Origin of the sequence: Vibrio sp. Isolate23, from assembly GCF_022398095.1 — a bacterium.
GTDB lineage: Bacteria > Pseudomonadota > Gammaproteobacteria > Enterobacterales > Vibrionaceae > Vibrio > Vibrio coralliilyticus_A.
The window spans coordinates 339995-354710 of sequence record NZ_JAKEUV010000001.1 but is presented as its reverse complement, the minus strand read 5'-3'; the positions used below and the strand labels follow the sequence as shown (position 1 = coordinate 354710).

Below are 14716 nucleotides of genomic sequence, written 5' to 3'. Positions count from 1 at the left end.
CTTTTTATTATGAATTGTCATACAACCTAACACTATCGTGGATATACCAAACTAGGTTGTTTGGCCTGTACATTAACCGATATATGAGGTTTTCACATTCTGGTAATAAGAACTTATCGACGAACATGTAAATGGAGTTATCTAGGTAGTTATGGGATAAGTGAAACTCGGTCTCTTTATTGTGTACTATAGCATTTCGAGTAAAATAGATTATCTTAGAAAATAGTCTAGGCCATTCGGCCTGTTTTTGCTTATCTGAATAGCCATCCAAAATGTCATAAGTGAAAGGATCACCATTTTTGTTTTTAATACCTAAAGAGTTCAATGCGTTGTCAACGTCTTCTTTTTCAAGGATGTTATCAGAGACAAGCCTATGAAAGGAATCTGTTAGGCTTGACAGTAAATTCCCATTTTCAAAAGATTCACCATAGGTAGATTTAAATAAGTTGTTAAGTGACGTTATTTCGTTGTCACTGACTCTGTCGTACATATCTCTGAAGTTTCGTATAGAGAACATCTGACCGTTGTTATTGCTATTCAATCTCACTAAAGGGTACTTAAACATAAAGTTTTCAATTATTTGATAAATGCTCAAAAATTTATTAAGTACTTCTTTTCTGCTATTATATTCACTTAGTATTATTAGACTATCATCAAACTGCTGTAGAGAATGGATTGGTTTAAGTTTATCTTTGATGTTGTTGTTGATATTTCTAGAGGCTGTTTTTATTTCGTGATAATGATGACCAGAAGTCAATAAATGTAGTTTCAGGTACGCTTCAGATTTAGACTTGGTTACATCTTCTGATCTTTTAACAACAATGAAATTATTTATGTATTTGACTCTATCTTTAGAGAGAAAATGAAGGAGGAGGAAAAAAATAAATGAAGAATCACTATCAAAATTTACTTCACTAACTCTGTTTAAGAAAATTACAGAGTTTTCTTCTGATTTGTTATTGTAATGAAAGTAGCTCTGATTATAGGCGGGGATGTTTATATCTGAATATGTTATAAACTTAGTCTCGTCAATCTCTATGTCACTTAAATCTAAATCAAATTTAGTAATGTGGTTTGCATAAGCACAAAATATTATAACAGTATCTATATTTTCAAAAGGTTCATAAATTGGCTTTGAGCTATTTAGTAATTCGACGATTTCACTAAAACCCTCAAAGTAACCATCTTCATTAATGTAGGCTAGGGAAATTACGTCTATAAAACTCTGAATACACTGCATTGAATTCAGGAATAAATCTTGATTTTCATCAGTGACCCTACGTTCGATTTTTTCTAAGAGTTCATTATCAAGTAATTTTTCTAGTGCTTCGATAATATACAAATATAGTGTATCTTTAGCATTTATCATTACAACTCTATGAATACCTCATTCCAAGGAATACTTTTATATTCATTTCTCATGATTAATAGTGTTGCACTGTATACCGCTTTTTTATTAAATTCACCTATGTTTACTTTGGAATAATTTACATTGTTCCTCTCTTTTTCAAAATCATTAATGTTAAAAGCTGTAGGGAAACTAACAAATTTATTCAATGCTAACTCAATAGACTCTGAAACAGATATGTTTTCAATATGAGAGTATTGTCCAATAGCCCCCATCATTCCACTAATTACGACATCTCTACCTAGCCATTTTGTTCCAAGCTCATCGTAATGATTGAAGAGAATTTTATCTAGTTCGAGAAGGAATTTGCAAACCATTAAAATTGTATGATAATCAATACTATAAAATTCTTCATTTTTTTGAATGTTACTAATTAGTTTTGAGTTAATGGTTATCGCTTTTCCACTATTTAGAGATAGTATCGCTGATATTATTAATGAAAAGTTAAACTCACCTGGCTTGCGGTTCTTATTAGCATTTACAGAGTTTACATCTCGCTCTCTTAAAACCTTGAAATTATCGTTGACTTCTTTTTCAATGAAATCAATTATGTTATAGAAAACAATTTCCAATTGATGTTTTAAGCTTACATGCTTATGCCCAGCATTTAAAATTAGCATCTTATCAACTTGCTCTTTGACGCTTAGACCTTCCCAAATTTCAACCCATTGTTCGAAATCTAAAAGGTTGGCTATAGAGTTTCCTGAATTTAGCTCATTTATAAGTTTTTTTATAATTGTTGTGCTTGCATTTATGGAGTTGATTTCTTTTAAATATTTTCTTGAAATTCCTACAGGTGTAAGGTTAGAAACTTCTTGCTCATGATTCAGCACAAATTGCTTACTATTGAGTATTGTTTTTAGTCGGTGAGTACGTTGCAATCCATCTAAAATTTTGAAGTTGGATATAGTTGCAATGTTGCTATTTATTGATTTTTCAATTTCTTGACTTTCAGAAATCAAAACAAGAGAGGGAATATGTTTATTGCTTATTACAGTATCGATAATGTCATCCAGATAACTATTATCTATAATTCCTCTTTGTATATTCCAGTCTTTATAATCACTAGATAAGGAAGTTAAGTACTCCTGCATGTTGACTTTACACAAGTAACATGTCGCGTTTCCTTCCGTTTTTTTATCTAAGATAGTTAACTTCATAATAAGTTACTCTATTGTTTCATCACTTGTTTTAGTCGTACTATGTTTTTTTATGATTAGCGCGACTCTACCAACCACCTTAACCTCATCTTCTTCAACAGTCAGAGTTGAACCATTAAAGCCGATGGCTAGTTTCTTACTAGGTAAGCGCTGAATCTTATTCAGAGAGAATAAACCGTCCATATCAACCAGATATGTGCCACTGACTGCTTTACGCGTGTCTCTATCAATTACGTAAGTACAATCGCTATCGAAAACAGCCATAACATTTAGAACAGAAGTATCACCAAGTATGGAAGTGTCGAGGGTGAGAGGCTTTTGAGATATTAGTTCGCCATTGAGAATTTTGTATGAGTCAATGTCGAAAATTAAGTTCGAGTCTTCTTGAACACCTCGATTAGGAAACGCTTCGCCTTCCCCGAGAGTCAACCAGCGAACCGAAACGCCAGTATACATATGAGCTCTAAGTACTACTTCATAAGGGCATAGGTCGCGCTTGTGCCAAGTAGACATTGTCGAAGTTGGTATGTTTAAGATGCTAGAAAGCTCACTCAAATTTTTTGCGTCCAGAGCTTTACATAGTCTTTCTGTGACGAGCTTCCCACCTTGGTAGTCAAAAGCGGATAGGTTGGTTTGTTTTTCTCGCATATACGATCAACAATCTCTCGCATACGAACTCATTTGTGAGCTGCAACTCTATGGTTCGTAATTCAACATTCAATAACTTACAAGGATACCACTATGCTTTCATATCAAGTAGTCCTAAACACGCCTTTCATGACCTATGACCAATACTCGCAATTCTCGGGTATGCCCAAACGAACCATTATGGATTGGGTTTCTGACGGTCGCCTGCCTATTAAAGCCAAGTCAAAACCTAAGGAAACGCCACTTATCAACATGGTTGCGTTGCTAGAAATGGCGACACGCGAAGCGATGCAAAACTTAGGTTAAACCATGCGCTTTTCGTCTCTGGTTCCAACCAAAGAGTATTGCCCGTTGTGGCTCAATATCGTCGGTTGGGGTTTCATTCTCATCTCCTTGGTATGCAATTGAGTATTGGTTATGAACGAAAGTGACTCAATGTGCGAATTTGTTGGCACGAAACAATTGGCATTTAATGAAGCGTGTTGTTCATTTGCGAAGTCAGAGAATATGACCAAGCTGGCCGAGAGCATCGGCATGAGTCCAACAATGCTTCGTAACAAGCTCAATCCAGAACAACCACATGTTCTGACTTGTGTTGAACTTATCGCCATTACCAAAGTAAGCGGTAATCACACCATCGTGAACAGCCTTTTGCTTGGGTTAGGAGTTGTAACGGCGCATGTGCCACTCAATGCGAGTGAAGAAACCTTCATCAAACGAGCTTTAGAAAACTCGATCCACTCGGGTGACTTATCTCAAATGGCTTTGGACCAGGCTGGAAGCACACGGCTAAGCCGTACCAACAAACACAACATTATTCAGAAAGCTCAGGCCAGTATCGGCAACCTCGTGCTTTTGATTAGTGATCTCGAAGAACGCACTAAAGGCGTGTCTCCCTTCCTTGCTATGGGAGTGGATTTTGTAGCCAACGGTGCGCCAGTCCCTAGGCTGAGTTAACTGAAGAGTTTCGAAATGATTACGATTGAAATCAACACCCCTGAAGAAGCTTTACACCTCCAGAATGTCGCTGCGCTGAACATTGGCAAATACAAAAGTAACCCTGTGGAAGGGCAGCAACACCTCCAAAGTACCCACATTCGTTTGTGGAAAGACATGCACGCGCAAGCAGGCGACGTATTGAAGACGCTTATCGCCAAGAAGGAGAAAGCTTCATGCAATACGTAGCAATCCGCCTTTTTGGTGATGGTGCGATGAAGCGCCACGAAGAAACTCAAGAGCCGGAAACAACGTCCCTTGGAGAGTTCGATTCTCTAGACGATGCCGTTGGCCAAGCCTGCGAGCAACTCAAATGCAACCACGTTCGTCATGGTGTTCTAAGTGAAGGCGAAGGGCAGGGCGGATTTATCGTCGTAGATACACAGGAGCTAGTTCAAATATGACCATTCCAGTTTATAGCGACCCATGCCATATGCCTTGCCCGGATCTACCGCATCACTCTTTGTCAAAGGAAGACAAAGAGCGAGGGCTTGAGAAGCTGCAACAAGTTCGAGCGCAAGTGAGAGAGGGCATGCTTTCAAGCCTGCGCAAAGAATATGAACAGGCAGAAAGTTCCTATCAACGGGCTCTCATCAATCAGCGCGCTAAACGAATAAAGCGCAATTGGTCTTAGTACGGAGGGAATTATGGATAATCAACTCAAATCAAACCAAACAACACAAGAGAACCCATTCACTCAAAGCGTTACGTTGTTAGGTTTTTTGCGTGACCGTTTAGTCGAAGCCGCCGACTGCTTGGAAACGGGTATCGACATTACAAAAAATGCAGGTTTAACAACATCAGACCTAGAGCGTCAAATAGCGGATTGCCGATTCTTTGCGGAAGAGGCAAACACCTTTTTGGCATCTATGAGCGGACAGTCGACCAATGAACCAAGCTGAAGTCGATGAAGCACTCAAGAAACAACGAGAGTTAGGAGAAGCCGGTGATATTGTTAAATACTCTTCTTTCACTCGTCGTTTCTTTCCCAGACTTCCTCAGTTGATCAGAAATGACGTTAAGCGCAAAGTTGTCCAGCGAATGGGACGTAAAAATCCAACCCGTGAAAATCTAGTCAGGGCCGCAGAAGATGCGGTCAACTTTGGCCTCAAGCAATCCCACTTCCTCGAAGACAAATTCCCGTTTGTTGATTTCAGAAATGGCGCGAAATCTAGACCTCTTACACACGCCATTTTGATGCGGGATGACGCCGTAAAAAAGTTAGCAAAGGAATATGCAGATAAAGCGTCAAACTTAATGTCTGACCCAGATTTAGGAGAGCAGTTCGATAGTTTTCTGGATGCTTTAGAACATGTGTACGACCAACAGTCCAAAAACCTCAAAGAGATTTTTATCACTCCTCCGCACGTTAACTTTTCTAAGAGAGATAAGAAGCCAGAGGAGTTAGAGCAGGACCTGCAAGTGGCCATTCTAAAAATGCAAAGAGAAGGTTGGATAGTAGGTAGGCTCACTCACTTGCGAGCTCAGTACATAGAGTATGCTCAAATCACTTTGGATCGCGTCGGTGAATCGAAATATCAAAAGCCATATGTTAGCGCTGTGTCTTTCTCTAACTGGATGCAAAAGCAAAGAGAAGCCAAGCGATTTGTTGAGTCGATGGCTGTCATGAATGATGAGACTGGAGAGGCGTTTAAGCTGGAAGATGTAGTAAAGCGAACTACGGCAAACCCAGAGAACCGGCGTATAGAGATGATGGTTCGCTCGCGTGGGTTCGAAGAGCTTGCACAAGATTTGGGTTATGTCGCTTTGTTCCTGACCTGGACACTGCCAAGTAAGTACCACCGCAACTCAGCTAAGTGGAATGGGGCAACAGTAAAAGAAGGCCACAAGGAACTCATGAAAAAGTGGGCGATTGGGCGTGCAGAACTGGCTAAGTTAGATATTGATTACTTTGGCTTTCGAGTCGCAGAGCCGCATCAAGACGCAACAAGCCACGCTCATTACTTTCTTTTCTGTGCTCCTCAGGACAAGGACAAAATCATCTCTATTTTACGAGAACGTGCGATCAGTGAAGATAGAGATGAGTTAGGTTCAAACATCAACATTCGTTTTGATGCAAAAGTCGAAGACCCGACCAAAGGAAGCGCGACAGCTTATATTGCCAAGTATGTTTCCAAGAATATCAACGGGAAACACATGCCTGAAGGAGAAGCAGAAGAGTGGGCATATCGCGCTCGAGCCTGGGCTTCAACTCATCGTATTCGACAGTTCCAGCAATTCGGTGGAGAACCGGTTTCATTGTGGCGAAACCTTCGACGCGCTCAACCAAATCAAACCTCTATTGATCCCAAGCTCGAAGAGCTCAGGCAGGCGGCCGATTCATCAAAATGGTCTTTGTTTTGCCGGTTAGAGGTTGGGGCGAAAATCGAATATGAAGCAAAGCAAAACCAATATGGCGAAAAGACCAAGAAAGTCATCGGCTTTTCTTGGTTTGGTCAGTTAATTGAAACTTGTAGCGAGAGCTACAGCTTAGTTAAGCAGAAAGACGTGAAGCGACTTCAAGAAGCGCGGAGCGATTCCCCTTGGAGCACTGAAAATAACTGTAACTCGGCGCTAATTGAGCAACTCAGGCGTATGACAGGATGGAGTTCACAAGGCGTAAAATGTCTTATTAGACCTCTGCAACTTGGTGCTAAAGTACCGATAGACAAATATGTGTCCGTTCAACTGAGAAATGGCAGGCTTTTAACGATTTAGAATTGGGGCTTTGAAGGGATACGTGCTAGCTACCAACTCCTTATTCAGTGGCATAGACATCAAAATGCAGGTAGAAGCCTGTATAAATATACAGTATATTTTGGATGTCATTGGTAAGGATATTGATATGTCTAATAAAAAACAGCTTTTCCAGCAAGCACTGGAGCTAATTCTCGACGGGGTCGCATTGAGTACGAACGGTGAAAACCGCGCCCAGGCAGGTGCTTACTTAATGGGATTAGTTGTTGCTGACAATCAAGGCGAGCTTGATAGTGAAAAAGTAGAAGCCATCAAAGCCATTATTGAAATGGCTGATGAAGTCGAAAGCCCGCAATTCAGGCTTTAAGCGCAATTACTGAAAAGGAGTTGCTATGTTAATCACATGCCCAAAATGTGAAAGCAAAGCCCGCATTGCTACCTCCCGGGCGATGAGTAAAGAAACTCGAGAAGCGTATTGTCAGTGCCTTAATCTAAACTGCGGTACCGTCTTTGTAACCTACACCTCAGTACATCGAATCATTGAGCCTAGCGGCGATAAACCTGATCCAAAACTCCAACCTGAGTTGTGTAAGGGAGATTTGGATCAGATGGAAATGTTTAGTTGAATTGAGTAAGGCGCCCAATATGGCGCCTTTTGGTTTAAAGAGTTTATTATTTTAGTAGCTCTTCAAGCTAGACGTCTTCTTCAATCGCAAGCTTTATTAATTCCCAGCTTCTTACGACATCTGGTTGTATTATTTGAGTTTCAAGCAAATCAATCGCATTTTGTCTGATAGCGTCACTACACTCTGTCATTCCATCCTTAGTTTTGTTGGCTAGAGTTTTATAGTGAGTCTTATCTTCAGATAAGTAGTAGCGGAATCCCCATGGGTGGGTAGATCCATCAGTATAAGCAACTTCAGCAACTTTGTCGCTAACGGCTTTGATCATGTCATCTACATTAACTGTTTGGGTGACGTATGTTATCGATTTATCAATTTGAGAAAGGACATTTTCCTTCGCGATAACATTTTCAGCAAATATGTTGTCTTTCTGATATTGAAGGATCTGACGGCAAATGAAGCAATATTGACTGGCTGCTGTAAAGTAAGCGCCTATCCACTCTTGATTATCTGAATGGTCGTCAAATATAGCTAAGGCTTCTTTACATTTAGTGACAGCATCTCTTGCGTTATCGTAGTTCATTTGAGCGTAATCACCCTCTGGGTCATCAGTTTTAATTTCTTCAAAACTGGATAAGCTCGACTGAAGTAAGTTCCTCGCATTTGTCAAAGGTAGATCATTGACGTTTTGGTATATTTGCCTCGTCATTCTACGGATACGAACAAAGTTTTGTTCAAGGTAATCAGTTGGAGACATGCTCGTTGAAGAGTCGGCGCGCAAGAACAAGCTTTTTGCGGTCTTAGCTAAAGGAACACTGAATGAATTTAAAGCAGCGTTTGCCAAGTTCCTTGCTGCAAATTGTGCGAAAGTAGCACCTAGAAAACCAGTGACAAGGACTTTAGCTGGAGCTACGTTTTCAGAAATTGATTTACTTGGTTCTAACACGTTAGGTTCAGTAACTGACATTATGCATTTCCTTTTTATATGAATCAATTTGCATATAGAGTTGAATTTAATAGTTGGCCAGTTGAGCTTTGATTTATTCCTACTCGATGCTTCTATTTTGTGATTAAGTAATCAAAAGTAGTAGTTGTTATCGTTAATTTTCTCGTTAGCGTTGTGCCCCCGACAAGCGAACAAAAACGATCTCCGACGATCTCTAAATCCCCAATCTAAAACAGCCCTCGATGTAGATACATCGGGGGCTGTGCTTTACTAATCCTACCGAAACGTGATCACTTTAAAGATCGCATAATTACAGTGCGGAATTTTAGCGCGGGGGGAGGGGTGAGTCCGAACAAGGGCTAGAAGCCTACATTCACCACCTAAATAATCTCTGCTCTTTAAACTCCAAACCTCTTCTTCGATTGGTAGGCTATTGATGTGGGAACGACAACACGAGCACGCTAGATGGAATGGGCTGAAGCTCAATATCCTGTCTACCTCCTTTGATGGTGGTAAGCGTCTGCAAGTGAGTGAAATCCCATATGCTGACTTACCACACATAAAAGTCATGGGCACGAAAGCCCGAGCCTTCACCTTCGAAGTTGTGTTCGTGGGGGCGAGCTCACTTGCTGATGCGAATGCATTTATTGAGAGTCTGGAGCAGCAACCAAAAGGAGAACTCGAGCATCCCTGGTTAGGTGAGTTGGTGCTAGTGTTCGAGGAACACTCCCTCATTATTAACACCAAGAAAGGTCTAGTGACGCAGAGCCTGAAGTTTGTCCGTGCCGGTACTTCGCCTTCCATCACTGCACCGACAACAGTACGCACCAAGGCACAAGCTGACATAGTAGAAAGCCTGTCTAAGAAGTCATTTGTTGAAGAAGTGAAAGGGCTGGATGTTTCTCAAATCAACGAAGTACAAAACAACGCAACCAGTGCGCTCAATGTGTTGGTTGATATTACTAACCGCCTGAACCTAGCCGATGATTCGCTGCAAGATATTAACCTAGCAATAAATGAAGCCTTCTCAGCCGTGAGCAGCTTGAGCACAAACCCTGCCGAGTTCGCTGATCTGTTTTCTAGCGCGGTCGATACGGTGTCTGAAGGCGTTCAATCAGAGCCAGCTTCTGAGAGTGAAGCCGTCGATAACTCACGCAGTGCTCAAGCTTTGATGCTTGGCGAAGTAAAAACCGATAGCCCAGCCAACCACCACAACGTACAGATGGTGACGGGCGCGGTGAAGATGAGTAAAGACGTGACTGACCTAGAAGCCAATGACAGCTTTGAGATCACCCTAGCCCAAAAGCAACCAGAGATTATTCAAAGTGATCTCTCAACTCTAATTGTCAGCGTTGATGACCGCATCAAGGAAACCACTCAAGTTTCTACGCAAGAAAGCATAGAGATCTATGACGCACTCACATCACTAAAAAGCAATGTGCAGGCTCAGAACGACAAAGTTGCAGAGGGAACCAAAGCACACAGAACAGTGCATTCACCTCGCTTTAAGTCAGCGCTAACCATAGCCCATGACGAGTACACCAATGAGAACGTCATTACCAAAATGAATGCACTTCAGCACCCTTTATTTATCCGTGGTGATATCGCGGTAAGGGATGCACGATGAATCAACTCACGATGTACATTGACGGAAAGCAGCATACCTTCTACCAAGCCAATTTGAACTACTCAACAGAGCAATTGGCCCACACATTCAACTGCTCGATTGAACCCATAAACATTGATCGCCCGTTGTCGGTAGAGTTCTTTCTCAATGACCAATCCATCTTAATCGGTCAGATAGATGAGGCAGAAAACGAGACAGGCGCAAGCGCTTTAACTATGCCAATAGTCGGACGTTCCAAGAGTGCCAACATGATTGATTCGCGCATCACTATGGATGCGCTTTACAACCTCAATGTTGAAGAGCTGCTTAGAAAACTGGCAAAGCCATTTGGTCTAGGGGTAAAGAGCCTAGTTAAAGGCATGCCGAAGATTGAAGAGTTCCAGATTAATGCTGAGTCTCCGGTTGAAAATGTTGCTCAGCTAATCCGTGAACAAGGTTACATGCTCATTGAGCGAAATGGTGTGCTGACTATAGAGAACACGGCGCATGCAACGATTAACAATGTTGGCCTTGAAACAAGCAACAACATAGACAGCTTAAAGATAAAACGCGCCTTCAATACGCAGTTTCATACCATTGATGTGCAGGGCCAGTGGGATGATGCCAGCGCTCAAGTCACTAACCCAAGCATTGATAGCTCGCGCACTATGGTGATTACTTGTGACCAACTGCAAAGCAGTGCGGCGTGTTTATCTCGTGCAAAATATGAACGTAACTTAGCCATAGCGGAAAGCCTGACCGCTTCAACGTCAGTCGCCGATATCTTTCCTCAGCTTGCGATTGATGGATTAAACCGAGTGATTCGAGTGATCGACAAAGAGCAGAGTTTCAGTGAAATGTTGGTGATTAAGTCTCTTGGCCTATCGGTGTCCGAAAACGCCGCGAGCACGTCCGTTGAGTTGGTCAGACCGTTTAAGGAGCAAAGCCATGTCTAGTGCTCAGCGCCAGCAACAACAGCGATTAATGGCTCGCATCAAGAACGTGATCGGAACAGGTACGGTGACAGGCGCCACTACAGGCATGTTGCAAATCAGAACGGCAACAGGCCGCACCAATGACCGAATTAAGCGCGTCCACAACTACGGCTTTATGAGCCGACCACTACCAGATGCCAAGGCTTACAACCTGTTTATCGGCGGTGTGACCGCCCGTGGTATTACTGTCAATGTTGAAGATGAGCGCTACCAAATCGACTTAAAGCCCGGAGAGGTCGCCATGCTCGATGACAAGGGAAATTTAATCCATCAAACCGAGAAAGGTATTAAGGTCTACGCCACCAAAGGTAAGGTCGATGTCGTAGCTGCGAATGAAGTCTCTATTAAGGCGCCACAGGTCAACGTTATTGCTGACAAAACCACGTTTTCTAAGGATGTAGAGATAGGCGGCAATCTGAGTGTGGCGAAGAATGCAGAAGTTGCAGGTTCTGTCGGTGGTCAGTCTGGTACGTTCGGCGGCGTTAAAGTCGAGACGCACGACCACGACTATGAAGACGACAGCGCAATCAAAACGACACGGGAGCCTAACAAAGCATGAGCCACTTTAAATTGCACGCGCTTACCGAGTCGGTGGACTCCAAAGAGGGCATGACTCATGCGGTGCTGCAAAGCGTCTACAACTACGCCGAGTCAACCAAGAATGATCGCGCACGAATGGACAACAATGAGCGCGGCGGCACTTGGAGCAATCAACTGATAGAGATTGTTGGCTCTCGTGATTGGACTCTCAAACGAGCCAAATTGACTGACGAAACCTTAAGGCTTGCTAAACGTTTTTATGAAGAAGCTCTAGCCTGGTTAATTCAACAAGGTCACGCCAAAACCATTGAAGTCACTGTTTGGAGAGAGAAGCCAAACCAAATGGGCCGTAATGTCATGATAACCCTGACGGACGGCTCAACATTTGATGTTCCACTATCGAAGGTAGATAAATGAGTACACAAGTGAGCCTTGAGAGCTTAATCGCTCGTGCTGAAGCTAACCTGACGGCAGCCACAGGGCAAAGTAATCCAGCCACCAAAGCGATAGCTTCTGCCATTGCTGGCGTCAGTTATGGGCAATATGGCTATCAAGATTTACTTTTCAGACAACTGCACCCTGAAACCTGCTCTGAAGCATGGCTATACCTGCATGCCAATCGCCACAATACACCACGCCTACTGCCTACTTTTGCAAAAGGTTCAGTGCAGTTTACTGAGCTAGGTGGAACCGTGGTGATCGCCAAAGGCACTCGCCTAATCTACGGTGATAAAGAGTATGAAACCACTAAGGAGCAGTACAGCAATGTGCCTGTAGACGTCATTGCACTGGAATCAGGGACAGCAAGCAATTTACCAAACGGCGCTAAACTCACCCTAACCGAAGGGCTAAGCGGTATCGATCCTAATAATATCCTATCGCTTGGTATTGAAGGTGGTGCCGATATCGAAGAGTTAGAGCACTGGCGAGCGCGAGTAATCGTGGCATTCGAGAAGAACGAGCTGATCGGCAAGTCAGAAGATTACGAAGTGTGGGCAGTGTCGGCTCACTCTGATGTTGATTTTGCTTGGGCACTCGATAACACACCAGAGCGCGGCATGGTCGAGGTCTACATTGGCGCACGAGAGAGCGACCCAACACTAAGCGGTGAAGTGGTCAATCTTGTTCAAGAGACCTTTGAAGCTAACCGCCTCGCGGGTTGCCATCCGTTTGCTCATCTCCCAGAAAAAGCCCCACTCGCTATAGAGATCCAAGGCATTGAAGACCAAGCGATTCGTGATGATGTCGTCATGGCCCTTGAAAACTTTGTCAAAGGGAAAATGGGCAAGATAGATCCAGAAACTAAAAAACCTGAATCCATCACCAACACAGAAATTGTGTTGGTTATTTCAACCGTGACCAATAACTTCATCGTCAGATCGCCTGTAGGGGAAGTGGCTATCGACAATAACCAGATTCATGTATTAGGAGACGTCACATGGACACCTCCGACTTAATCATTGAATACAGCGAAGGGGATTTTTCTGACGCTTACCGTGGGTTACTGCCTCAAGGCGAATACTGGCAAGACACCGAGAACGCAGAGCTGACCAATGCCATTAACGGTATAGCGAAAGACTTCAAGAAAACCCATGACGATATTGAATTATCGCTTTTAACAGAGTTTGAAGAGCAAGGGTTTGGTTGGAAGATTCGCGATTATCAAAGCCTGCTTGGAACAATGGGCTCAAACGGCTTGGTGTATGACGATGTGAAAAGGCCCAATCTAATATTGATTGACCTCTTCAATTATGACAATGGCACAGCCATTAACGCATTTGAAAACGTTCGATTGCCTCATACCGAGTTTTATTGGATTTACCCATTGGAAGCCGAAACCCAATTTGAACAGGCAATCGCCTTAACGATAAAGCCAGAGTTGAGCTCACGGTTAGAAATAGACGCTGAAGCTCAAATCTTGTGCCGAACTGCCATTACTTGGCAACTTGAAATAGGAGACACCGAATGAGCACACTGCAAGCTATTCCGACTCAGCATGGGATAGATATTTTAAACAGTGAGCTGAAAAATACTGTAACCAAGTATCGGCTCATTGGCGCGTTAACCCATGACGCACCAAGTGAATCACTGTATTCATTTTATGAAAATACCATTGAAACCAGTTACTACGATGACAATGGCGTTTTAACCTTTATCTTGAATCTACCCATTGAACAGCACTTTGATGAGTACCTACATCAAATCCATGTGCTTGATAGTAGCAATCAATCCGTGATCGAGTGTTCTACACCGAAAGTCGCGCTGCAGAAAGGCATTGGCGGAATGGTGACACTCAAAGCGGCGATTTCGGGTGAAGCTGGAGAAGTCATCTTTAAACAGAGTGAGTTTGTGACAGAGACGGAGTTAGTCGACCTGCATCTCACCAAATACACACTCAAAGATATAGCTCAGTTTCTTCCCTATGATCCGCAGCGTAACTATTCGGTTGGTGAGGTTTGCTACACCAAAGACCAAGCAACGGGAGAACTAACATATTGGCAGTGGTACTCAAATGTTGAATCAATTGCTGGAAAATCACCATTGATAGAAGCTAACCGTCATGTGGGTTGGTCAGATAACACTAAACCTTTCTATTGGGTGCAGTACACTGGCGATCAGGTCGGTATGCCCTTTTATTGGCTGGATACCTCAGCGCCAGAATGGGCGGTGATGGAAATTAATGTGGATTTACCTATTGCCGTTTATTGGCGTTTAGCTCGTCGTTATCCGCATTTAGTCAGTGGTAATACCATCAATACTGGTGAAATTCGTGCCGAGTTCTTACGAGTATTAGACCAAGGAAGAGGAGTTGATAATCTTCGTAATATTAACTCCCATCAGGATGACCAAATTCAAAACATTTATGGTCGAGTTCTGAATTTTACAAGTGGTTTATCCAGAACAGAAAGTGATGGCCCAACGGGGGCTTTCTACGCTCCAAAAGCGAGTTCTAAATATGCAGGGGGAGTGACTGCACTGGGTAACAACCATTACCCAGATGAGATTCATTTTGATGCATCAAAAATTGTCCGAGCAGGGGATTACACTCGCCCGCCCAATGTGGCTCGTCCTATGGCAATTGCGATTTAAGGTGTGA

The 14716-nt window shown here is 42.7% G+C and carries 20 protein-coding genes; 16 read left to right on the top strand and 4 right to left on the bottom strand.

What is annotated here, in order from left to right:
* Positions 1 to 7: 7 nt before the first annotated feature.
* From L1D31_RS01585 to L1D31_RS01575, 3 genes are read right to left on the bottom strand one after another with little or no spacing between them, the layout of a single operon-like run.
* Positions 8 to 1369 (bottom strand): hypothetical protein, encoded by a 1362-nt coding sequence (locus L1D31_RS01585; protein ID WP_239835343.1) that lies wholly within the window; start codon positions 1367 to 1369, stop codon positions 8 to 10.
* Positions 1369 to 2568, bottom strand: a complete 1200-nt coding sequence (locus tag L1D31_RS01580) for a hypothetical protein (RefSeq protein WP_239835342.1) — start codon at positions 2566 to 2568, stop codon at positions 1369 to 1371. Before L1D31_RS01580 ends, L1D31_RS01585 begins: the two co-directional genes overlap by 1 nt.
* Before the next feature lie 6 nt (positions 2569 to 2574).
* Positions 2575 to 3216: a phage repressor protein CI gene (locus tag L1D31_RS01575; protein WP_239835341.1), complete on the bottom strand. Its 642-nt coding sequence runs from the start codon at positions 3214 to 3216 to the stop codon at positions 2575 to 2577.
* A 93-nt stretch (positions 3217 to 3309) separates the two neighbouring features.
* Between L1D31_RS01575 and L1D31_RS01570 the strand changes: the two genes are divergently transcribed.
* The 9 genes from L1D31_RS01570 (at position 3310) to L1D31_RS01530 (ending at position 7535) form a co-directional block, all read left to right on the top strand.
* Positions 3310 to 3522 (top strand): hypothetical protein, encoded by a 213-nt coding sequence (locus tag L1D31_RS01570; RefSeq protein WP_019275486.1) that lies wholly within the window; start codon positions 3310 to 3312, stop codon positions 3520 to 3522.
* Between the two features lie 111 nt (positions 3523 to 3633).
* Positions 3634 to 4173, top strand: a complete 540-nt coding sequence (locus L1D31_RS01565) for a phage regulatory CII family protein (RefSeq protein ID WP_239835340.1) — start codon at positions 3634 to 3636, stop codon at positions 4171 to 4173.
* Between the two features lie 15 nt (positions 4174 to 4188).
* Positions 4189 to 4401 (top strand): hypothetical protein, encoded by a 213-nt coding sequence (locus L1D31_RS01560; RefSeq protein ID WP_239835339.1) that lies wholly within the window; start codon positions 4189 to 4191, stop codon positions 4399 to 4401.
* Positions 4389 to 4616 carry a hypothetical protein gene (locus tag L1D31_RS01555; protein ID WP_095560574.1) on the top strand — a complete coding sequence of 76 codons (228 nt, stop codon included), beginning with the start codon at positions 4389 to 4391 and terminating at the stop codon, positions 4614 to 4616. The genes L1D31_RS01560 and L1D31_RS01555 overlap by 13 nt, the downstream gene beginning before the upstream one ends.
* Positions 4613 to 4846: a hypothetical protein gene (locus tag L1D31_RS01550; protein WP_019275356.1), complete on the top strand. Its 234-nt coding sequence runs from the start codon at positions 4613 to 4615 to the stop codon at positions 4844 to 4846. Before L1D31_RS01555 ends, L1D31_RS01550 begins: the two co-directional genes overlap by 4 nt.
* A gap of 13 nt (positions 4847 to 4859) precedes the next feature.
* Positions 4860 to 5114 carry a hypothetical protein gene (locus tag L1D31_RS01545; RefSeq protein ID WP_239835338.1) on the top strand — a complete coding sequence of 85 codons (255 nt, stop codon included), beginning with the start codon at positions 4860 to 4862 and terminating at the stop codon, positions 5112 to 5114.
* Positions 5101 to 6930: a replication endonuclease gene (locus L1D31_RS01540; RefSeq protein WP_239835337.1), complete on the top strand. Its 1830-nt coding sequence runs from the start codon at positions 5101 to 5103 to the stop codon at positions 6928 to 6930. The genes L1D31_RS01545 and L1D31_RS01540 overlap by 14 nt, the downstream gene beginning before the upstream one ends.
* A gap of 127 nt (positions 6931 to 7057) precedes the next feature.
* Complete coding sequence (locus tag L1D31_RS01535; protein WP_031342464.1) at positions 7058 to 7276, top strand: hypothetical protein; 219 nt, start codon at positions 7058 to 7060, stop codon at positions 7274 to 7276.
* A gap of 25 nt (positions 7277 to 7301) precedes the next feature.
* Entirely contained in the window at positions 7302 to 7535 is a 234-nt protein-coding gene (locus L1D31_RS01530) for an ogr/Delta-like zinc finger family protein (protein ID WP_239835336.1), read from the top strand.
* 67 nt (positions 7536 to 7602) lie between these two features.
* On the opposite strand, the gene L1D31_RS01525 is transcribed toward L1D31_RS01530, so the two are convergent.
* Positions 7603 to 8499, bottom strand: a complete 897-nt coding sequence (locus L1D31_RS01525; protein WP_239835335.1) for a hypothetical protein — start codon at positions 8497 to 8499, stop codon at positions 7603 to 7605.
* Between the two features lie 415 nt (positions 8500 to 8914).
* On the opposite strand from L1D31_RS01525, the gene L1D31_RS01520 reads away from it, so the two are divergent.
* From L1D31_RS01520 to L1D31_RS01490, 7 genes are read left to right on the top strand one after another with little or no spacing between them, the layout of a single operon-like run.
* Positions 8915 to 10105, top strand: coding sequence for a DNA circularization N-terminal domain-containing protein (locus tag L1D31_RS01520; RefSeq protein ID WP_239835334.1), 1191 nt, complete (start codon positions 8915 to 8917; stop codon positions 10103 to 10105).
* Positions 10102 to 11040 (top strand): phage tail protein, encoded by a 939-nt coding sequence (locus L1D31_RS01515; RefSeq protein ID WP_239835333.1) that lies wholly within the window; start codon positions 10102 to 10104, stop codon positions 11038 to 11040. The genes L1D31_RS01520 and L1D31_RS01515 overlap by 4 nt, the downstream gene beginning before the upstream one ends.
* Positions 11033 to 11638 carry a phage baseplate assembly protein gene (locus tag L1D31_RS01510; RefSeq protein WP_239835332.1) on the top strand — a complete coding sequence of 202 codons (606 nt, stop codon included), beginning with the start codon at positions 11033 to 11035 and terminating at the stop codon, positions 11636 to 11638. The genes L1D31_RS01515 and L1D31_RS01510 overlap by 8 nt, the downstream gene beginning before the upstream one ends.
* Complete coding sequence (locus tag L1D31_RS01505) at positions 11635 to 12036, top strand: phage GP46 family protein (RefSeq protein WP_239835331.1); 402 nt, start codon at positions 11635 to 11637, stop codon at positions 12034 to 12036. Before L1D31_RS01510 ends, L1D31_RS01505 begins: the two co-directional genes overlap by 4 nt.
* The gene (locus tag L1D31_RS01500) at positions 12033 to 13076 is read left to right on the top strand and encodes a baseplate J/gp47 family protein (protein ID WP_239835330.1); all 1044 of its coding nucleotides are present in this window, start codon (positions 12033 to 12035) and stop codon (positions 13074 to 13076) included. Before L1D31_RS01505 ends, L1D31_RS01500 begins: the two co-directional genes overlap by 4 nt.
* Entirely contained in the window at positions 13058 to 13588 is a 531-nt protein-coding gene (locus L1D31_RS01495) for a hypothetical protein (RefSeq protein WP_239835329.1), read from the top strand. The genes L1D31_RS01500 and L1D31_RS01495 overlap by 19 nt, the downstream gene beginning before the upstream one ends.
* Complete coding sequence (locus tag L1D31_RS01490; RefSeq protein WP_239835328.1) at positions 13585 to 14709, top strand: hypothetical protein; 1125 nt, start codon at positions 13585 to 13587, stop codon at positions 14707 to 14709. Before L1D31_RS01495 ends, L1D31_RS01490 begins: the two co-directional genes overlap by 4 nt.
* The last annotated feature ends 7 nt before the right edge of the window (positions 14710 to 14716 follow it).

Coding starts and splice junctions, on each gene's coding strand:
- L1D31_RS01555 (WP_095560574.1), top strand. CDS start 4,389: ATGCAATACGTAGCAATCCGCCTTTTTGGTGATGGTGCGATGAAGCGC.
- L1D31_RS01525 (WP_239835335.1), bottom strand. CDS start 8,499: ATGTCAGTTACTGAACCTAACGTGTTAGAACCAAGTAAATCAATTTCT.
- L1D31_RS01505 (WP_239835331.1), top strand. CDS start 11,635: ATGAGCCACTTTAAATTGCACGCGCTTACCGAGTCGGTGGACTCCAAA.
- L1D31_RS01545 (WP_239835338.1), top strand. CDS start 4,860: ATGGATAATCAACTCAAATCAAACCAAACAACACAAGAGAACCCATTC.
- L1D31_RS01510 (WP_239835332.1), top strand. CDS start 11,033: ATGTCTAGTGCTCAGCGCCAGCAACAACAGCGATTAATGGCTCGCATC.
- L1D31_RS01535 (WP_031342464.1), top strand. CDS start 7,058: ATGTCTAATAAAAAACAGCTTTTCCAGCAAGCACTGGAGCTAATTCTC.
- L1D31_RS01495 (WP_239835329.1), top strand. CDS start 13,058: ATGGACACCTCCGACTTAATCATTGAATACAGCGAAGGGGATTTTTCT.
- L1D31_RS01585 (WP_239835343.1), bottom strand. CDS start 1,369: ATGATAAATGCTAAAGATACACTATATTTGTATATTATCGAAGCACTA.
- L1D31_RS01580 (WP_239835342.1), bottom strand. CDS start 2,568: ATGAAGTTAACTATCTTAGATAAAAAAACGGAAGGAAACGCGACATGT.
- L1D31_RS01520 (WP_239835334.1), top strand. CDS start 8,915: ATGTGGGAACGACAACACGAGCACGCTAGATGGAATGGGCTGAAGCTC.
- L1D31_RS01570 (WP_019275486.1), top strand. CDS start 3,310: ATGCTTTCATATCAAGTAGTCCTAAACACGCCTTTCATGACCTATGAC.
- L1D31_RS01515 (WP_239835333.1), top strand. CDS start 10,102: ATGAATCAACTCACGATGTACATTGACGGAAAGCAGCATACCTTCTAC.
- L1D31_RS01530 (WP_239835336.1), top strand. CDS start 7,302: ATGTTAATCACATGCCCAAAATGTGAAAGCAAAGCCCGCATTGCTACC.
- L1D31_RS01575 (WP_239835341.1), bottom strand. CDS start 3,216: ATGCGAGAAAAACAAACCAACCTATCCGCTTTTGACTACCAAGGTGGG.
- L1D31_RS01540 (WP_239835337.1), top strand. CDS start 5,101: ATGAACCAAGCTGAAGTCGATGAAGCACTCAAGAAACAACGAGAGTTA.
- L1D31_RS01560 (WP_239835339.1), top strand. CDS start 4,189: ATGATTACGATTGAAATCAACACCCCTGAAGAAGCTTTACACCTCCAG.
- L1D31_RS01565 (WP_239835340.1), top strand. CDS start 3,634: ATGAACGAAAGTGACTCAATGTGCGAATTTGTTGGCACGAAACAATTG.
- L1D31_RS01500 (WP_239835330.1), top strand. CDS start 12,033: ATGAGTACACAAGTGAGCCTTGAGAGCTTAATCGCTCGTGCTGAAGCT.
- L1D31_RS01490 (WP_239835328.1), top strand. CDS start 13,585: ATGAGCACACTGCAAGCTATTCCGACTCAGCATGGGATAGATATTTTA.
- L1D31_RS01550 (WP_019275356.1), top strand. CDS start 4,613: ATGACCATTCCAGTTTATAGCGACCCATGCCATATGCCTTGCCCGGAT.